General features: G+C 63.8%; 12 protein-coding genes. 2 read left to right on the plus strand and 10 right to left on the minus strand.

Going from position 1 to position 15,429, the window contains the following annotated elements; translation table 11 throughout:
- Window positions 1–154: 154 nt before the first annotated feature.
- The gene (locus tag J5M56_RS21225) at window positions 155–1,492 is read right to left on the minus strand and encodes an MATE family efflux transporter (protein ID WP_207937719.1); all 1,338 of its coding nucleotides are present in this window, start codon (window positions 1,490–1,492) and stop codon (window positions 155–157) included.
- Window positions 1,493–1,647: 155 nt separating this feature from the next.
- Between J5M56_RS21225 and J5M56_RS21230 the strand changes: the two genes are divergently transcribed.
- The gene (locus tag J5M56_RS21230) at window positions 1,648–6,549 is read left to right on the plus strand and encodes an alpha-2-macroglobulin (RefSeq protein WP_207937720.1); all 4,902 of its coding nucleotides are present in this window, start codon (window positions 1,648–1,650) and stop codon (window positions 6,547–6,549) included.
- A 58-nt stretch (window positions 6,550–6,607) separates the two neighbouring features.
- Here J5M56_RS21230 and J5M56_RS21235 read toward each other — a convergent pair whose 3' ends face one another.
- Window positions 6,608–6,901, minus strand: coding sequence for a hypothetical protein (locus tag J5M56_RS21235; RefSeq protein ID WP_054913171.1), 294 nt, complete (start codon window positions 6,899–6,901; stop codon window positions 6,608–6,610).
- 77 nt (window positions 6,902–6,978) lie between these two features.
- Between J5M56_RS21235 and pbpC the strand changes: the two genes are divergently transcribed.
- Complete coding sequence (gene pbpC / locus J5M56_RS21240; RefSeq protein WP_207937721.1) at window positions 6,979–9,333, plus strand: peptidoglycan glycosyltransferase PbpC; 2,355 nt, start codon at window positions 6,979–6,981, stop codon at window positions 9,331–9,333.
- 6 nt (window positions 9,334–9,339) lie between these two features.
- Here the strand turns inward: pbpC and J5M56_RS21245 are convergent, their stop codons facing one another.
- The 8 genes from J5M56_RS21245 to J5M56_RS21280 form a co-directional block, all read right to left on the minus strand.
- Window positions 9,340–10,131 carry a response regulator transcription factor gene (locus J5M56_RS21245; protein WP_186476436.1) on the minus strand — a complete coding sequence of 264 codons (792 nt, stop codon included), beginning with the start codon at window positions 10,129–10,131 and terminating at the stop codon, window positions 9,340–9,342.
- A gap of 108 nt (window positions 10,132–10,239) precedes the next feature.
- Window positions 10,240–10,710: an A24 family peptidase gene (locus tag J5M56_RS21250; RefSeq protein ID WP_207937722.1), complete on the minus strand. Its 471-nt coding sequence runs from the start codon at window positions 10,708–10,710 to the stop codon at window positions 10,240–10,242.
- 130 nt (window positions 10,711–10,840) lie between these two features.
- Window positions 10,841–11,410, minus strand: coding sequence for a DUF4136 domain-containing protein (locus J5M56_RS21255; protein ID WP_060479742.1), 570 nt, complete (start codon window positions 11,408–11,410; stop codon window positions 10,841–10,843).
- A 19-nt stretch (window positions 11,411–11,429) separates the two neighbouring features.
- Window positions 11,430–12,062, minus strand: coding sequence for a DUF4136 domain-containing protein (locus J5M56_RS21260; RefSeq protein ID WP_207937723.1), 633 nt, complete (start codon window positions 12,060–12,062; stop codon window positions 11,430–11,432).
- 24 nt (window positions 12,063–12,086) lie between these two features.
- Complete coding sequence (locus J5M56_RS21265) at window positions 12,087–12,836, minus strand: methyltransferase domain-containing protein (RefSeq protein ID WP_186476440.1); 750 nt, start codon at window positions 12,834–12,836, stop codon at window positions 12,087–12,089.
- Window positions 12,833–13,138 (minus strand): MazG-like family protein, encoded by a 306-nt coding sequence (locus J5M56_RS21270; RefSeq protein ID WP_186476441.1) that lies wholly within the window; start codon window positions 13,136–13,138, stop codon window positions 12,833–12,835. The genes J5M56_RS21265 and J5M56_RS21270 overlap by 4 nt, the downstream gene beginning before the upstream one ends.
- 65 nt (window positions 13,139–13,203) lie before the next feature.
- Complete coding sequence (locus J5M56_RS21275; RefSeq protein ID WP_207937724.1) at window positions 13,204–14,055, minus strand: MaoC/PaaZ C-terminal domain-containing protein; 852 nt, start codon at window positions 14,053–14,055, stop codon at window positions 13,204–13,206.
- Window positions 14,056–14,057: 2 nt separating this feature from the next.
- Window positions 14,058–15,410: a 3-oxoacyl-ACP reductase gene (locus tag J5M56_RS21280; protein WP_060479737.1), complete on the minus strand. Its 1,353-nt coding sequence runs from the start codon at window positions 15,408–15,410 to the stop codon at window positions 14,058–14,060.
- Window positions 15,411–15,429: the final 19 nt, after the last annotated feature.

Consider the following 15,429-nt stretch of genomic DNA (forward strand, 5'->3'; position numbering starts at 1 on the left):
GACCCACTACCGCGACAAGGTAGCCAGCGCCAAGATCAGCCCGCGGGAGCGAACCCAGTTTCTGGATGCGCTGCGTTTGGGGTTGACCCGGTCCTCTTACCTTTCTTCGTGATTGGGGGTGTCCGGCGCTGCATGACTTTCGCCATACCCCCGCTCAACCAACCCACAGATCACGGCGCCACAACCGCCACCCAACCCACCCCAACGTCACTGCCCGCAACGCCATGAACCCGAGGAACGCCAACCACAACCCATGGTTGCCAAACCCACTCATGACCACCGCAAAGGGCAGCGCAATCAGTACCGACAGCACCATCGCATTGCGCATCTCCCGCGCCCGGGTTGCGCCTATGAACAGCCCGTCGAGCAAGTAACTCCATACCGCAATCAACGGCAACACCGCCAGATACGGCAGGTACGGGTAGGCCGCTGAACGGACGCTATCGATGTCAGTCTGCAGCTCGATGAACAGGTGCCCACCCAGCAAGAACACTCCAGCAAAGACCGCGCTGGTGATCAGCGACCAGCCGCAGGCCACCACCAGTGAACGGCGCAGGGTTTGGCGATCCTGCGCACCGATGGCGTGCCCGCACAGCGCCTCCACTGCATGGGCCAGGCCATCCAGGGCATAGGCGGTAAGCAGCAGCCCGTTGAGCAACAGGGCATTGGCGGCCACCGTAGCCTCGCCCAGGCGCGCGCCCTGCACGGTAATCAGCAGGAACACCAATTGCAGCGCGAGGCTGCGCAGGAAGATATCGCGGTTCACCGCCAGCAGCGGCCGCCAGGCCTCCCAGCGCTTGAGCGCAACCCAGGCGATTTGCCCGGGATAGGCCCGCAGGGCTGGGCGGGTGAGGGCCAGGCCGAGCAGGGCGGCGCACCACTCAGCAATCACCGAGGCACGTGCCGAACCCAGCACGCCCCAGTCCAAACCCAGCACGAACCACAGGTTCAAAGCGATATTCAACAGGTTGGTGGCCAACAGAATAGCCAGTGGCGCCCTCGCATTCTGGGTGCCGAGGAACCAGCCGACCAGCGCGTAGCTGGCCAGCGCCGCCGGAAGGCCTAGCAGCCGGGTGTGAAAAAAAGCCTCGGTAGACTGCTGTAATGCCTCGCTCGGCTGCATGGCGTGTAGCGCCAATTGACTGAAGGGCAGAGCAACCAGGCCGATCAGCAAGGCGAGGACGGCAGCCAGTAGCAGGCCTTGCACCAGCACTTGGCGCAGCGCCGCGCCGTCGGCACGCCCGGCGGCCTGGGCGGCGAAGCCCGTGGCGCCCATGCGCAAAAAGCCCAACAGGCCGACCATGAAAGTGTACAGCGTGGCACCCACGGCCACGGCGCCGAGCTGATGAGCGTGGGGCAGATGGCCGATTACCGTGCTGTCGACCAGAGCCACCAGTGGCACCGAAATGTTGGAAAGGATCATCGGCGCGGCCAGCGCCCAGACCTTGCGGTGGGTCGGCCGGTGCTGCCAGTCGGTGGTCAGTGGCGACATTACGATTCCTGCGCATGAGGGGCCGGAGCATTGTAACGACCGGCAACCAATCTGCGCGAACACGGTCTCACTTGCCGCATCGGTGAACGTGCCATGACCGCCGTTGCGCTATAGTTGCTGACCTTACGTACACGCTGCCGAAGAGTTCCCACTCCATGTTCAACAAAGGATTGTTGCTGGCCTGCGCGCTGGCTTTGCTCAGTGCCTGTGATTCCTCGACGCCGGGGCAGCCCGCGCCGGCCGACAAGCCGGCAGCGAGCACTGCGGTAGAGCCTTCTGCGCCCAAGCGCGAGGACCCTGCGATACTCGCCAAACGCTACGAGGGGCGCCAGCTCAGCGTGCTGGATGTCTCCGAAGTGCAGCTCGACGGAGCCAGCACGCTGTCGGTCAGCTTCTCAGCGCCGCTGGACGCCAAACAGGATTTCGCCGCCAAGGTGCATTTGGTCGACACCGTCAAAGGCAAGGTCGACGGCGCTTGGGAACTCTCGGACAACCAGATGGAGCTGCGCATGCGCCACCTGGAGCCGCAGCGCAAACTGGTGTTGACGATCGACAAGGGATTGCTGGCGGTCAATGGCAACCGGCTTGATAGTGACTCGGTCAGCCGCCTGGAAACTCGCGATATGCAGCCTACCGTTGGCTTCGCCAGTCGCGGCTCGTTACTGCCCACGCGCCTGGCCGAAGGCCTGCCGGTGATCGCCCTGAACGTGCCCAAGGTCGATGTCGAATTCTTCCGGGTCAAGCCACAGATGCTGTCGCCGTTCCTGGCCAACTGGGGGCGCAACAGCAGCCTTTACGCTTACCAGTCCAAAGAGCTGCTCGACATGGCCGAGCTGGTCTATGGCGGCCGCTTCGACCTCAACCCGGCGCGCAATACCCGCGAAACGGTGCTATTGCCCATCGCCGGGATCAAGCCACTGCAGGAGCCGGGTGTCTATCTGGCCGTGATGCGGGCTTCGGGTACCTATGATTACTCGCAGCCGGCCACGCTGTTCACCTTGAGCGACATCGGTGTCTCCGCTCACCGTTATCGTGATCGCATCGACGTTTTTGCCCAGGCCCTGGAGGGCGGCAAGGCGCTCAAGGACGTCAACCTCGAACTGCACGACGACAAAGGCGCGCTGCTGGCCCAGGCCAAGACCGACGGTGCCGGCCATGCCCAGCTGCCGATCACGGCCAAGGCCGACACGCTGATCGCCACCCAGGGTGCGCACACCACCTTGTTACGCCTGAACACCGCCGCCCTGGACCTGGCCGAATTCGACATCACCGGCCCTCAGGCCAATCCGCTGCAATTCTTCATCTTCGGGCCGCGCGACCTCTATCGGCCGGGTGAAACGGTGCTGCTCAATGGCTTGCTGCGCGATCAGGATGGCAAACCGGTCAAGGCCCAACCGGTCAATGTAGAAGTGCGCCGCCCGGACGAGCAGGTCAGCCGCAAGTTCGTCTGGGAGGCCGACGCCAATGGCCTTTACCAGTACCAGTTGCAACTGGCAACGGAGGCGCCGACCGGGCGCTGGCAGCTGCTGTTGGATCTGGGCGGCGGTCGCAAGCAGGTGTACGAATTTTTGGTCGAAGATTTCCTGCCAGAGCGCCTGGCCCTTGAACTCAAGGGCAGCGATACACCGCTGTCTCCCGAAGAGGATGCGCGCATCCAGGTCACCGGGCGTTACCTCTACGGTGCGCCAGCTGCCGGCAATCGCCTCAGCGGCCAGGCCTATGTACGGCCTTTGCGTGAAGCGGTGCCGGCGCTGCCTGGCTACCAGTTCGGCTCGGTGACCGAGACTGAACTGAATCAGGACCTGGAGCTGGACGAGGTGACCCTCGATCAAGCCGGTAAAGCCGTGCTCGATATTCAAAGCCGCTGGGCCGAAGCCCGTTCGCCGCTGCAATTGACCGTGCAGGCCAGCTTGCAGGAGTCCGGCGGCCGACCGATCACTCGCCGCCTCGAACAGCCCATCTGGCCAGCCGAGCGCTTGCCTGGCCTGCGCGGCCTGTTCGACGGGGAGCAAACCGATAGCGATGGCCCGGTTGAGTTCGAGTTCCTGGTGGCTGACCGCGCCGGCCACAAGCTTGCCGCCAGCGAGCTGAAAGTTCGCCTGATCCGCGAGCGCCGCGATTACTACTGGAACTACTCGCAGAGCGATGGCTGGAGCTACAACTACAACGAAAAATTCCTCACTCAGAGCGAGCAAACCGTCGACATCAAGGCAGGGGCCACAGCCAAGTTGAGCTTCCAGGTGGAGTGGGGCCCGTACCGTGTCGAGGTGCAAGACCCCGAAACCGGGATTGTCTCCAGCGAACGCTTCTGGGCTGGCTATCGCGCCCAGGACAACGCTGAAGGCGGTGCCGTGCGGCCCGACCAGGTGAAGCTGGCGCTGGACAAACCCGCCTATGCCGATGGCGAGACCGCCAAGGTCACCGTAACCCCGCCTGCCGGCGGCAGCGGCTATCTGATGATCGAGTCCAGCGATGGCCCGCTGTGGTGGCAGGAGATCGACGTGCCTGCCGAGGGCAAAACCTTCGACGTGCAACTGGACAAACAGTGGGCGCGCCACGACTTGTACATCAGCGCGCTGGTGATCCGCCCGGGTGAGCGCAAAGCCAACGCCACGCCCAAACGCGCCGTGGGTGTGCTGCATCTGCCGCTGGCGCGGGCTGAGCGCAAGCTGGCCGTCAGCCTGCAGGCGCCGGAGAAAATGCGCCCCAAGCAACCCCTGACCGTGAAGATCAAAGCCACCAATGCCGATGGCAGTGTGCCCAAACAGGCCCATGTGCTGGTCTCGGCGGTGGACGTAGGTATCCTCAACATCACTGACTTCAAAACCCCGGACCCTTTCGCCAGCCTGTTCGGGCGCAAGGCCTACGGCGCCGATCAGCTGGACATCTACGGGCAGTTGATCGAAGCCGGCCAGGGCCGTCTGGCCAGCCTGGCATTCGGCGGGGATGCGGCATTGGCCAAAGGCGGCAAGCGCCCCAATACCACCGTCACCATCGTTGCCCAGCAAAGCCTGCCAGTGACCCTCAATGACCAGGGCGAAGGGGAGGCCACGCTAGACATTCCCGACTTCAACGGCGAGTTGCGGCTGATGGCCCAGGCCTGGACCGATGAGCATTTTGGCATGGCCGAAAGCAAGACCGTGGTGGCCGCGCCGCTGATTGCCGAACTGTCGGCTCCGCGCTTTCTGGCTGGCGGTGACCGCACCAGCCTGGCGCTCGACCTGGCCAACCTGTCGGGCCGCGCCCAGCAATTGCATGTGCAGATCAGCACCGAAGGCCAACTGACCCTGACGGCCAGTGCCGAACAGGATATCGCGCTGGCCGAGGGCCAGCGCCGTACGCTGCTGATTCCGGTACAGGCCGAGGGTGGCCTGGGGCAGGGCAAGGTGCGGGTGCAGGTCAACGGCCTGCAACTGGCGCAGGAACCGGTGAACACCTTCGAGCGAGAATGGACCCTGGGTGTGCGTCCGGCGTACCCGGCAATGCTCAAGCATTACCGCGTAGCGCTCAAGGACCAGCCTTGGACGCTGCCCGAAGGTGATCTGGCCGCCTTCGAGCCTGCTGGCCTTGAAGCCAGCCTCGCGCTGTCGAGCCGCCCGCCGCTGAACCTGGCCGAGCAGATCCGTGCCCTCGAAGCCTACCCCTATGGATGCCTGGAGCAGACCACCAGCGGTTTGTATCCCTCGCTGTATGCCGATGCGCAAAGCCTCGAACGGCTGGGCATCAAAGGCGAACCGGCCGCGGTGCGCAAGCGCAAGATCGAGATGGGTATCGAGCACCTGTTGGGCATGCAGCGTTACAACGGCAGCTTCGGTTTATGGAGCTCCGATGGCGAGGAAGAATACTGGCTGACCGCTTATGTCACAGACTTCCTCCTGCGGGCCCGTGACCAAGGCTATGGCGTGCCGGCCGAGGCGTTGAAGAAGGCTAACGAACGGCTGCTGCGCTACCTGCAGGAGCGTAACCTGATCGAAGTGGACTACAGCGAAAACGCCGAGCACACACGTTTTGCCGTGCAAGCCTACGCCGCACTGGTCCTCTCGCGCAGCCAGCAGGCGCCGCTGGGAGCCTTGCGCAGCCTGTTCGAGCGCCGCGCTGATGCACGCTCCGGCCTGCCTCTGGTGCAACTGGCGGTGGCGCTCAATGGCATGGGCGACCAGCCGCGCGCCGAGCAGGCGTTGCAGGCAGGCTTGGGTATCAGCCGCAGCAAAGGCTGGCTGGCCGACTACGGCAGCAACCTGCGCGACCAAGCGCTGATCCTGGCGCTGCTGCAGGAGAGCAAATTGGCCAGTAATCAGGTCGATCAGCGGCTGTTCGCGCTGTCTGACGAACTGGCTGCCAACCGCTGGTTGTCGACCCAGGAACGTAATGCGCTGTTCCTGGCCGGCCGTGGCCTGCTGGGCAAACCCCAAGCGCCGTGGAAGGCGCGCCTGGACAGTGCTGGTGAAGTGCGCGAGTTCAATGAGACCGACTCGGGCATGAAGCTTGAAGGGCCGTTGCTTGCTTCACCGCTGACCGTGCAGAACGAAGGCAGTGAAACGCTCTACCAGCAACTGACCCTTTCCGGTTATCCGCGCCAGGCGAGCGCTGCGACCAGCAACGGCATGGAGATTCGCAGAGAGTATCTGGGCATGAATGGCCAGGCGCTGGACCTGCGCAACCTGCGCAGCGGCGACTTGGTTCTGGTGCACTTGGCCCTCAAGGCCAGCGAACGGGTGCCCGATGCTCTGGTGGTCGACCTGCTGCCTGCTGGGCTAGAGCTCGAGAACCAGAACCTTGCGCAAAGCGCTGCCAGCCTGGACAACGCCAGCAGTGCGGTGAAGCAATGGCGCGAGTCAATGCAGAACGCCAGCGTGGTGCATCAGGAGTACCGTGATGATCGTTACGTCGCCGCGCTCAAACTCGATGGCTATGGCACCACGCACCTGCTGTACCTGGCGCGGGCTGTGACTCCAGGCACCTACCGGGTGCCGCCGCCGCAGGTCGAGTCGATGTACCGGCCTAACCTGCAGGCGCTGGGGGACGCGCAAGCAGAGATGACGGTTAAGGCGCGTTGAGCATCCTGCACCGACCTTGAGGGCGCCCCTCAAGGTCGGTGCAGCGCAGCCAGAGCAATCAGTGAATGACCCAGCTCATCACCCAGAGCCCCAGCACCAGCCAGATGATGCCGAGAATGATCGAGGCACGCATGAAGGCGCGGATGGCCGAGTACAGCAGCATCAGGCCGACGATCAGGGCGAGGATGCTGACAAGTGAAGTATCCATGCCCAGCGTGCGTGCCAGGCCGTCGATGAAATTGCCCCCGGCGTTTGCCAGCAGGTTGAACAGGCCGCTCAAGGCGTCGACGATGAAGCGGATCAACGACCCCAGTGCCTGGCCGAGCCACTCGAAAAAACCTTCTACATGCATAGTTGCTTCCTGATGAACGAATTGGCGCTGTTGCCACTTCCAAACCTTTGGCCATCAGCTGGCCAGGTCGGTTCCCGATGCCAAGCTTAGCGCGGCCAGCTACGCAAGCGCGGCGGCTTTTGCGTGTAGCTGTGGTCAGCTTATTGCTGCTGGCCGGCCTGTTATGGCTGGCTGATCGCATCTGGCCATTGCCAATGCCGGGCAACGACCTGGCACGGGTAGTGCTGGCAGAGGACGGCACGCCGCTATGGCGGTTCGCTGATGCCGATGGCGTGTGGCGCTACCCAGTCAGCCCTGAGGAGGTTTCGCCGCTGTATCTGCAGGCTTTGCTGACCTACGAAGACCGCTGGTTCTACCAGCATCCGGGGGTCAACCCGCTGGCTCTGGCGCGGGCGGCCTGGCTTAACCTGCGCGGCGGCCGTGTGGTATCTGGCGGCAGTACGCTGTCGATGCAAGTGGCACGCCTGCTCGACCCCCACGACCGCACCTTAGGGGGTAAGCTGCGCCAGCTATGGCGTACCGCGCAGTTGGAGTGGCACTTGTCCAAGCGCGAGATACTGCAGCTCTACCTTAACCGCGCCCCATTCGGTGGGACCTTGCAAGGTGTTGCCGCAGCCAGTTGGGCTTACTTGGGCAAGTCCCCGCAACACCTCACGCCGGCTGAGGCCGCGTTGCTGGCCGTATTGCCGCAGGCTCCAAGCCGCTTGCGGCCTGACCGTCATCCGGCTCGAGCCCAGCGTGCCCGCGACAAGGTGCTGCAGCGCCTGGATGAATATAGGGTCTGGCCGTCACGACAGATTCAGGAAGCTGCCGAGGAGCCACTACTGCTAGCCCCGCGTCAGGAGCCTGCACTGGCGCCTTTGCTGGCGCGCAGGCTGAACGGCCCGCACAGCCCGACGCTGATTCGCACAACCCTGGACGCCTCGCTGCAGCGGCGCCTGGAAGACCTTCTGCTGGGTTGGCGCGCGCGGCTGCCGGAGCGTACCTCTGCCGCCATTGTGGTGGTCGAAGCGCAGACCATGGCGGTGCGCGCGTACTTGGGCTCGGTCGATCTGAGCGACGCACGCCGTTATGGCCATGTCGATATGGTTCGCGCGTTGCGCTCGCCAGGTTCGACACTCAAGCCGTTTCTCTATGGCCTGGCCCTGGATGATGGCCTGATCCACTCCGAATCACTGCTGCAGGATGTGCCGCGGCGTTACGGCGATTACCGCCCCGGCAATTTCTCGATGGGTTTCAGTGGCCCGGTGTCGGCCAGCTCGGCACTGGCGCTGTCGCTCAACCTGCCGGCGGTGCAGCTGCTCGAAGCCTACGGGCCCAAGCGCTTCGCCGCACGGTTGCGCATGGCTGGGGTGCCCCTGACGCTGCCGCCGCTGGCTGAGCCCAACCTGGCATTGATTCTGGGTGGTGCAGGCAGCCGGCTGGAGGATTTGGTGGGCGGTTATGCAGCGCTGGCCCGTGGGGGCAACAGCGCGCAGATTCGCCTACAACCTCAGGCGCCACTGTTGGAGCGGCGGTTGATGTCACCTGGGGCAGCCTGGATTATCCGGCGCATCCTCAGTGGCCAGGCGAGGCCTGACCGCGACCCCCATGCCGAGCTGGTGCAGCGCCCGCAACTGGCCTGGAAGACCGGCACCAGCTACGGCTTTCGCGATGCCTGGTCGATTGGCGTAGGGCCGCGTTACCTGATTGGTGTGTGGATCGGCCGCCCCGATGGCACGCCGGTGCCTGGGCAGTTCGGCCTGGCTTCGGCGGCCCCATTGATGCTGCAGGTGCATGATTTGCTGAGCAACCGCGATAGCCAACGAGGCATTCGCGTTCCGGTGGAGCGTGTGCCCGCCAGTGTCGGGGTGGCGGCGATCTGCTGGCCGCTGGGCCAGCCCATGAACCGACAAGATCCTAATTGCCGACGGCAACGCTTTGCCTGGACCCTCGATGGCACCACCCCGCCGACCTTGCAGGCAGCCGATCAGCCGCTAGGGCTTGGGCTGCGCGAGCGGATATGGGTCAATCCCCAAGGCTTGCGGGTGGATGGGAGTTGCCAAGGCGCCAGCACATTGGACATCGCGTTGTGGCCTGCGCCGCTCGAACCATGGTTGCCACGGGTTGAACGGCGTGCGGCTCGCTTGCCGGCGGTGGACCCTAGCTGCCCACCTCAGGTGCCGGCCAGCGCGCCGCCGCTGTCCATCGTCGGCGTGCGCCCAGGTGATAACCTGCGCCGCCCTGCCACCAGCAGCGAGCCCCTGCAGTTACATGTGTCTGCCCTGGGCGGCGGTGGCCGGCGCTGGTGGTTCCTCAACGGCCAACCGCTGGGGCAGAGCGAAGGACAGGACAGCATGCTGGTACGCTTCGACCAGGCCGGGCAGTTCGAGCTCAGCGCGTTGGACGAGAGCGGAGAAACTGCCCGGGTTGCGGTCCAGGTCACCGAATGAGCTGCCCTAGTGGGTTGTGAAGCGCTGATGTACAGGCGATGAACTGGGCGTCAACGCCAATGCCAGTTGGGTGCGGTTGTGCATATGGGTCAAACGTAGCACCTGGGACACATAGAGCTTCACGGTGTTTTCGGTAATCCCCAGTTCACAGGCAATCTGGTAATTGGTTTTGCCCTTGCTGACCAGCCTGGCAACTTCCAGTTGCCGTGGCGAGAGTTTCTCGAACGCCGCTGGGAGCTCGCCGTCGGACTCATCGACAGCATCCGTGGCGCGGCGGTGCACGCCCTGGCCACGCGCCTTTTCCAGGTCCTGGTAGAGCTCGTCGATGGAGCCGGCCAGATCTTGCAAGCGTTGGTTCAAAGTGCCCAGGTCCTGAAGGTTGGCCTTGCGTTCGAGCAGCATGCGCTCCAGGCGCCGCACACCTTCGAGCAACTCGTCCAAGTCCATGGGCTTTTGGTAGTAATCGGCAAAGCCTTCGCGCAGGGCGCGGATAACGTCCTGCTTTTCGGCACGCCCGGTGAGCATGATGGCCTCGAAAATACGCTGGCGTCCGCCTATGTCTTTCAAGGTATGAACCAGCTCGATGCCATCGCGATCCGGCATGTGCAGGTCGCACAACACCAGGCCAATGGCTTCATCGGCAGTGAAGCGCACGATGGCCTCATCGGTCGAATGGGCCGTTACGCAGTGGTAACCCTGAACCTCGAGAAACTCGCGCAACTGTTCAACGATCAGTGGCTGGTCATCGACAACTAAAACTTTTACCTCACTGAATGACTTGGTCACGATCAACTCCATGTTCGTGGGCGGCCCTGATCCCGGGCCTAGCGCTTTGGCAGGTTAAAAAATAGACGCTGCCAGCGATTCTGTACAAGGCTTGTACAAGTTATCGGACAACAGGCTGGATTATTGGATCCATATAGCGGTCAGCATGAAACCTGTCAGGACATACGGCACGAAGGCTTGCCTGTCGCCCATTTCTTCAGTGAGGGCGGTCAAGCGTCTTTTTACCTTGGGATTGAGCAGTGCCCATAGACGTTTGCGGGTCAATAGCCATAGGACCACGCTGACACCAGCTCCGATGAACGTGCCGAGCACGTATTGCGGGCTGGTTGCCACAGCCAGCGCGCCCATCAGCTTGACGTCGTCGGCGCCGAACCGGCCCAGCATGTAGCCAGGCAGGGTCAACAGCATGACGATAGCCAGTGCCCAGCCTGCATCGCTGGCTTCGGCGCCGATCCAGGTGTGGCCGGTCGCGAACAGCCAGACCAGGGCGCCTGTGGCGAAACCCAAGGTCAGCACGTTGGCGATCTGGCGCTCGCGGATATCTTGTTCAGTGCACAAGGCAAGCCACATCAGAAGAACAATGCTTTGCATCGGCAGGCGCCTTCCCGTTCGTTGAACACTTCTACCCGTTCAGTCAGGTTTCCTAGACAGGGTAGACGCGATCTGACGAACGGGCAGGGTGGGCAGGCAAAAAGTGCGAAGGCACAGCAGGGCGGCTGGCTTACCTGACACGACCAGGTGGGTAGTTGCCAAGCACTTGAGCGACGGTCTTCTGGATCGCGTTGTTGCGCTCTTCGGGGCCAGGTGGGTAGTTGTTCATGATCTGTTCTGCGCTGCCACGCCAGACCAGCTTGCCGTCGCGGCCATCGAACAGGTCGATTTGGATGGTCGCGACCTTGTAATCGACGCTGCGGGTTTCGTTGTACATCGGGCCGCCCCAGTAGCCATTCCAGTAGCCTCCCCAGCCGCCGCCATAGTTGGTGGTGATCTGCTGCTGGCGCTGCTCGACGATCAGGTAGGCGCGTACGGTGAGGTCGGCCTTGGCGGTGCCTTGGGCAGGGCGCAGGCCACGCTGGTCAAGCTGGTCGGCAACGGCTGTGCGGATGCGTTGCTCGGTCAGGTCACTCTTGATGCGTGGGTCGTCAGGGCGGTATTGCAAGCCCGGCTCCTGCCAGGCCCAGCTGCGGTAGGCAGCGAAATCGCGGCTGGCGTCGAAATCCTGCTGAACATTGTTGCTTGAGCAGGCGGCGAGCACCAACGCGAACGACAGTAGAACGAAGCGGCGCAACATGATGGTTCTCCGTTAGGCGTTAACTGGGAGGATAGCCGCTGAGCGCTTTACGAACCGACTCGCGAAGGGCTGCCTCGCGATCGCGCGGCGAGCTTCTGTCGCTGCCACTTTCGGCGCTGGCGCTCCACACTGGCTGGCCATTGCGGGCATCGAACAAGTCGATACGCACCACCATCACTTCCACCTCGTAGGTACGTACGATCGGCACGCTGCCGTAGGCGCCGTAGCCGTTGCGGTAACCGCCAAAGCCAGCGCCGCCGTAGGGGTACGGGCCGTAATAAGGGTCGTAATAGTCATCACGGACTTGGCGCAGGCGCCGCTCCAGGCGCAAGTCAGCACTGACCAGCAAATCGCCGGTAGCGCCGCGGGCGGGGCGAAGGCCCTGCTGATCGAGGGCTGTGCTGATGGCGTCGGCTATTTGCGCAGGGTCTGCCTGAGCAGTGCCGTTGGGCAACTGACCATTACGCCAGCTCCAGCTGCGATAGCGCCCGTAGTCGCGCGGCGCCGCCGAATAGGCGCTGGCATCGAAGGTGCTGGCCGCCTGTGCAGGTGCAGGGGGCAGCGGGCGGCTGCTGGCCACGTAGGGGTTGCTGCCCTGGCAGCCAGCCAGGGCTAGGGGCAGCAGGGCCAGGCACAACAGACGGTACGGCATGTATCCCTCCGGCAGGGGTTGCAGTCAGCAGGGCCGGCACATCCAGTGCAGGTAGCGGCCAAGGCCGGCGAAGCTGGGGTGACGGCGGTGAGCCAGTTCCATTTCCAGCAGGTCGGGCAATGGGGCTTTTTCCTGAAATTCTCTAGGCATGTAGTCGTGGAAAACACGCACGCCACTTTCGGTTTCAATGCGCCACATGCCTTCAAGTTGCGCCTTGAGCTCGCGCGGATCAAGCGGTTTTTGCGGGGTCAGGCTCTGCTTTTCACCTTCCAGGCGGTTGCTGCGCAATTTGCGCAGGTGGCCCTTGAGCAAGTTGCGATAGACCAATGCATCGCGGTTGTAGAAGGCCAGCGACAGCCAGCCTGCCGGGGCGGTTAGCTGATGCAGCACCGGCAGGATGCTTTGCGGTTCGGCCAGCCATTCCAGGACGGCGTGGCACAGCACCAGGTCATACGGCTGGTGCAGTTGGTCAGGCAGCGCTTGCCAGGGTGCCTGGATGAAGGTGGCGGGCTGGCCCGCCTCGGCGAAACGTTCCCTGGCCCCTTCGAGCATCGGTGTGGCGGGCTCGGCGAGCGTTACATGGTGCCCACGCTGGGCCAGCCACAAGGCCATGTGGCCCAGCCCCGCGCCAACGTCCAGAACCCGCAGCGGCCGATCGGGCAGCGCCTCGGCCAGGTCCGCTTGCAGCACCGCCAGGCGTATCGCGCCCTTGTTGCCGCCGTAGATTTTCTGGGCAAAGCGCGTGGCCAGTTCATCGAAGTGACGGTCATTCATCGGGCGAAGCGCCTTTCGCTGTCGGCAAGCTTGGCCTGCACCACCTGCTCCATATCCAGCCCCAGCTCGCTGCACAACAGCAACAGATAAAGCACCACGTCGCCCACTTCCTGGCCTGCGTGGGCCAGCTGGTCGGCAGGCAATTGCCGGGATTGCTCCTCGCTCAGCCACTGGAAGATTTCCACCAGTTCTGCCATTTCGACGCTGGCGGCCATGGCCAGGTTCTTCGGGCTATGAAAGCCGCGCCAGTCGTTGTTGTCGCGAATCCGGTGCAGGCGTTGGGTCAGTTCTTGCAAATTCATCGGTGCTCTCCTAAGGCTGCATAGCTTCTGCCCAGGCCCGATGCAAAGCAAGTACGAACAAGGCGTTACAGCACGGCCCAGCGCCCGACCATGTGCAGCAATCCACCCTGACCGTCCAGCCGCAACTCCCCTGCGGGCCCCGCCTCGCTGGCACTGAGGATGACTTCCGAAGGCAGGCGCACCGGCTTGCGGAACGCTACTTCGAAGCGGTAACCGCTGGTGGGGATGTGCGTGCGCAAGGCTGCCAATGCCATGGCGCTGCTCCACATACCGTGAGCGATGGCCTTGGGGAAGCCAAACAGCCGTGCGCTGATGGCGCTCAGATGGATCGGGTTGTAGTCACCACAGACCATGGCGTAGCGCCGGCCGATATCGGTGTCGGCGTACCAACGTGTCATCTCGGGCACGGCGCTTGGGGCATGCTCCTGGCTATCGTCTGCCTGGCCATCGAGCTTCAGGCCGCGCACCAACATGCGGCTGGTCTCGCGCCACAGCAGCCCGAGGCCATCCTCGGCCTCGGTGACAAGGTCGAAGGTGCCGCCCTTGGCGTGGGCCTGTAGGTTATCGGCATACACCGCAAAACGCAGCTCGTCGATGCCACCCAGCGGGCGCAGCACGTCGATACGGTTGTGCAAATGGACAAGCCCGAGCAAAGGGAAAGGGAAGTCGTGGCTGGTGAGCAATTGCAATTGCAGGGTGAACGCCATCACGTGGGGGTAGGTGGCAGGCAAACGGCCTTCATCGGTGAAGTGGCAGAGCCTGCGGTAGGCTTCAAGGTTGCCGGGCTGTACGTGGATCAGGCTGCGCAGGCCGCCAGTGGGCAGGGCATGGCCACTGATCTTGCGTTTGCTGGCCGCGCGCAGGTAGAGGCTGGCGCGTGAGTCTGGGCTGTGCAGGTCCTGCCATTGCCGGCTCATGTTCAAGCCCCCATCAAAGCTTGGCCGCAAACGCGCAGCACTTGGCCGTTGACCGCGCCGGAGCCTGGCTGGCTGAGCCAGGCGATGGCTTCGGCGACGTCCTGCGGGCGCCCACCCTGGCCCAGTGAGCTCAGGCGCCGCCCGGCCTCGCGCAGGCCAATGGGCATGGCTGCGGTCATGTGGGTTTCGATGAAACCCGGCGCCACGGCATTGATACTGCTGCCGTGCTCGGCGAGCTTGGCGGCCCAGGCTTGCGCAAAACCGATCAGGCCGGCCTTGCTCGCGGCATAGTTTGCCTGGCCGCGGTTGCCGGCGATGCCGCTGACCGACGCCAGCAGGGTGATCCGCGCGTTATCGCCCAACGCGCCTGCGTCATGCAAAGCCTTGGTTAGCAGTTGCGGGGCCTTGAGGTTAACCGCCATCACCGCATCCCAGTACTCCGGGGTCATGTTGGCGAGGGTCTTGTCGCGGGTGATGCCAGCATTGTGCACCACGATATCGATGCCCTCGGGCAGCGCTTCGAGCAGCCTGGCAGGCGCATCGCTGGCGCAGATGTCCAGCCCCAGGGCCTTGCCGCCAAGGCGAGCGGCCAGTGCATCGAGTTCCTGCTGTGCTTGCGGCACATCCAGCAGCATTACCTGAGCACCATCACGTGCCAGGGTTTGCGCGATGGCGGCGCCGATGCCCCGTGCCGCACCAGTGACCAGGGCGCGGCGGCCACCGAGGGGGCGGGTCCAGTCTTCGACCTGGGCAGTGCAGGCCTGCAGGTGCAACACCTGGCCCGAAATGAAAGCACTTTTGGGCGACAGGAAGAAGCGCAGCGCACCCTCCAGTTGCTCGTCCGCGCCTTCGTCCACATACAACAATTGCGCGGTGGCGCCGTTGCGCAGTTCTTTGGCCAGCGAGCGGCTGAACCCCTCGAGGGCACGCTGTGCGACACTGGCAAGCGGGTCGTCGAGGGTCTGTGGAGCGCGCCCGAGAATTACCACATGAGCACAAGCGGCAAGGCTGCGCAGCAATGGCTGGAAGAACTCGCGCAACTGCTTGAGCTGGTCGCTGTCGGACAAATGGCTGGCGTCGAACACCACGGCCTTGAGCTTGGGCCCAAGCCCGGCGACCCATTGAGGTGACTGCAGGCCTTGGCCATTGAAGCTGTAGAGGGTGTCGGTCAGTCGCGGGGCAATGGCTTCGACTTGCTTTGCCAAGGGGCCGCCACCTAGCACCAGCGCGCCTTCAACCGGGCGCAGGCGGCCTGCCTGCCAGCGCTCCAGCGGCGCCGGGCTCGGCAGGCCAAGGGCATCTACCAGGCGACGCCCTAGGTTGGAGTTGGCAAAGCCGAGATAGCGATCGCTCATGTGCGGGTCTCCCTGAAGG

Source organism: Pseudomonas sp. 51_B (genome assembly GCF_017491595.1).
GTDB classification, from domain to species: domain Bacteria; phylum Pseudomonadota; class Gammaproteobacteria; order Pseudomonadales; family Pseudomonadaceae; genus Aquipseudomonas; species Aquipseudomonas promysalinigenes.

What these genes read in the sequence shown, in the direction of transcription:
- J5M56_RS21225 (WP_207937719.1), bottom strand. Translation starts at nt 1,492, where the DNA reads ATGTCGCCACTGACCACCGACTGGCAGCACCGGCCGACCCACCGCAAG.
- J5M56_RS21230 (WP_207937720.1), top strand. Translation starts at nt 1,648, where the DNA reads ATGTTCAACAAAGGATTGTTGCTGGCCTGCGCGCTGGCTTTGCTCAGT.
- J5M56_RS21235 (WP_054913171.1), bottom strand. Translation starts at nt 6,901, where the DNA reads ATGCATGTAGAAGGTTTTTTCGAGTGGCTCGGCCAGGCACTGGGGTCG.
- pbpC (WP_207937721.1), top strand. Translation starts at nt 6,979, where the DNA reads ATGCCAAGCTTAGCGCGGCCAGCTACGCAAGCGCGGCGGCTTTTGCGT.
- J5M56_RS21245 (WP_186476436.1), bottom strand. Translation starts at nt 10,131, where the DNA reads ATGGAGTTGATCGTGACCAAGTCATTCAGTGAGGTAAAAGTTTTAGTT.
- J5M56_RS21250 (WP_207937722.1), bottom strand. Translation starts at nt 10,710, where the DNA reads ATGCAAAGCATTGTTCTTCTGATGTGGCTTGCCTTGTGCACTGAACAA.
- J5M56_RS21255 (WP_060479742.1), bottom strand. Translation starts at nt 11,410, where the DNA reads ATGTTGCGCCGCTTCGTTCTACTGTCGTTCGCGTTGGTGCTCGCCGCC.
- J5M56_RS21260 (WP_207937723.1), bottom strand. Translation starts at nt 12,062, where the DNA reads ATGCCGTACCGTCTGTTGTGCCTGGCCCTGCTGCCCCTAGCCCTGGCT.
- J5M56_RS21265 (WP_186476440.1), bottom strand. Translation starts at nt 12,836, where the DNA reads ATGAATGACCGTCACTTCGATGAACTGGCCACGCGCTTTGCCCAGAAA.
- J5M56_RS21270 (WP_186476441.1), bottom strand. Translation starts at nt 13,138, where the DNA reads ATGAATTTGCAAGAACTGACCCAACGCCTGCACCGGATTCGCGACAAC.
- J5M56_RS21275 (WP_207937724.1), bottom strand. Translation starts at nt 14,055, where the DNA reads ATGAGCCGGCAATGGCAGGACCTGCACAGCCCAGACTCACGCGCCAGC.
- J5M56_RS21280 (WP_060479737.1), bottom strand. Translation starts at nt 15,410, where the DNA reads ATGAGCGATCGCTATCTCGGCTTTGCCAACTCCAACCTAGGGCGTCGC.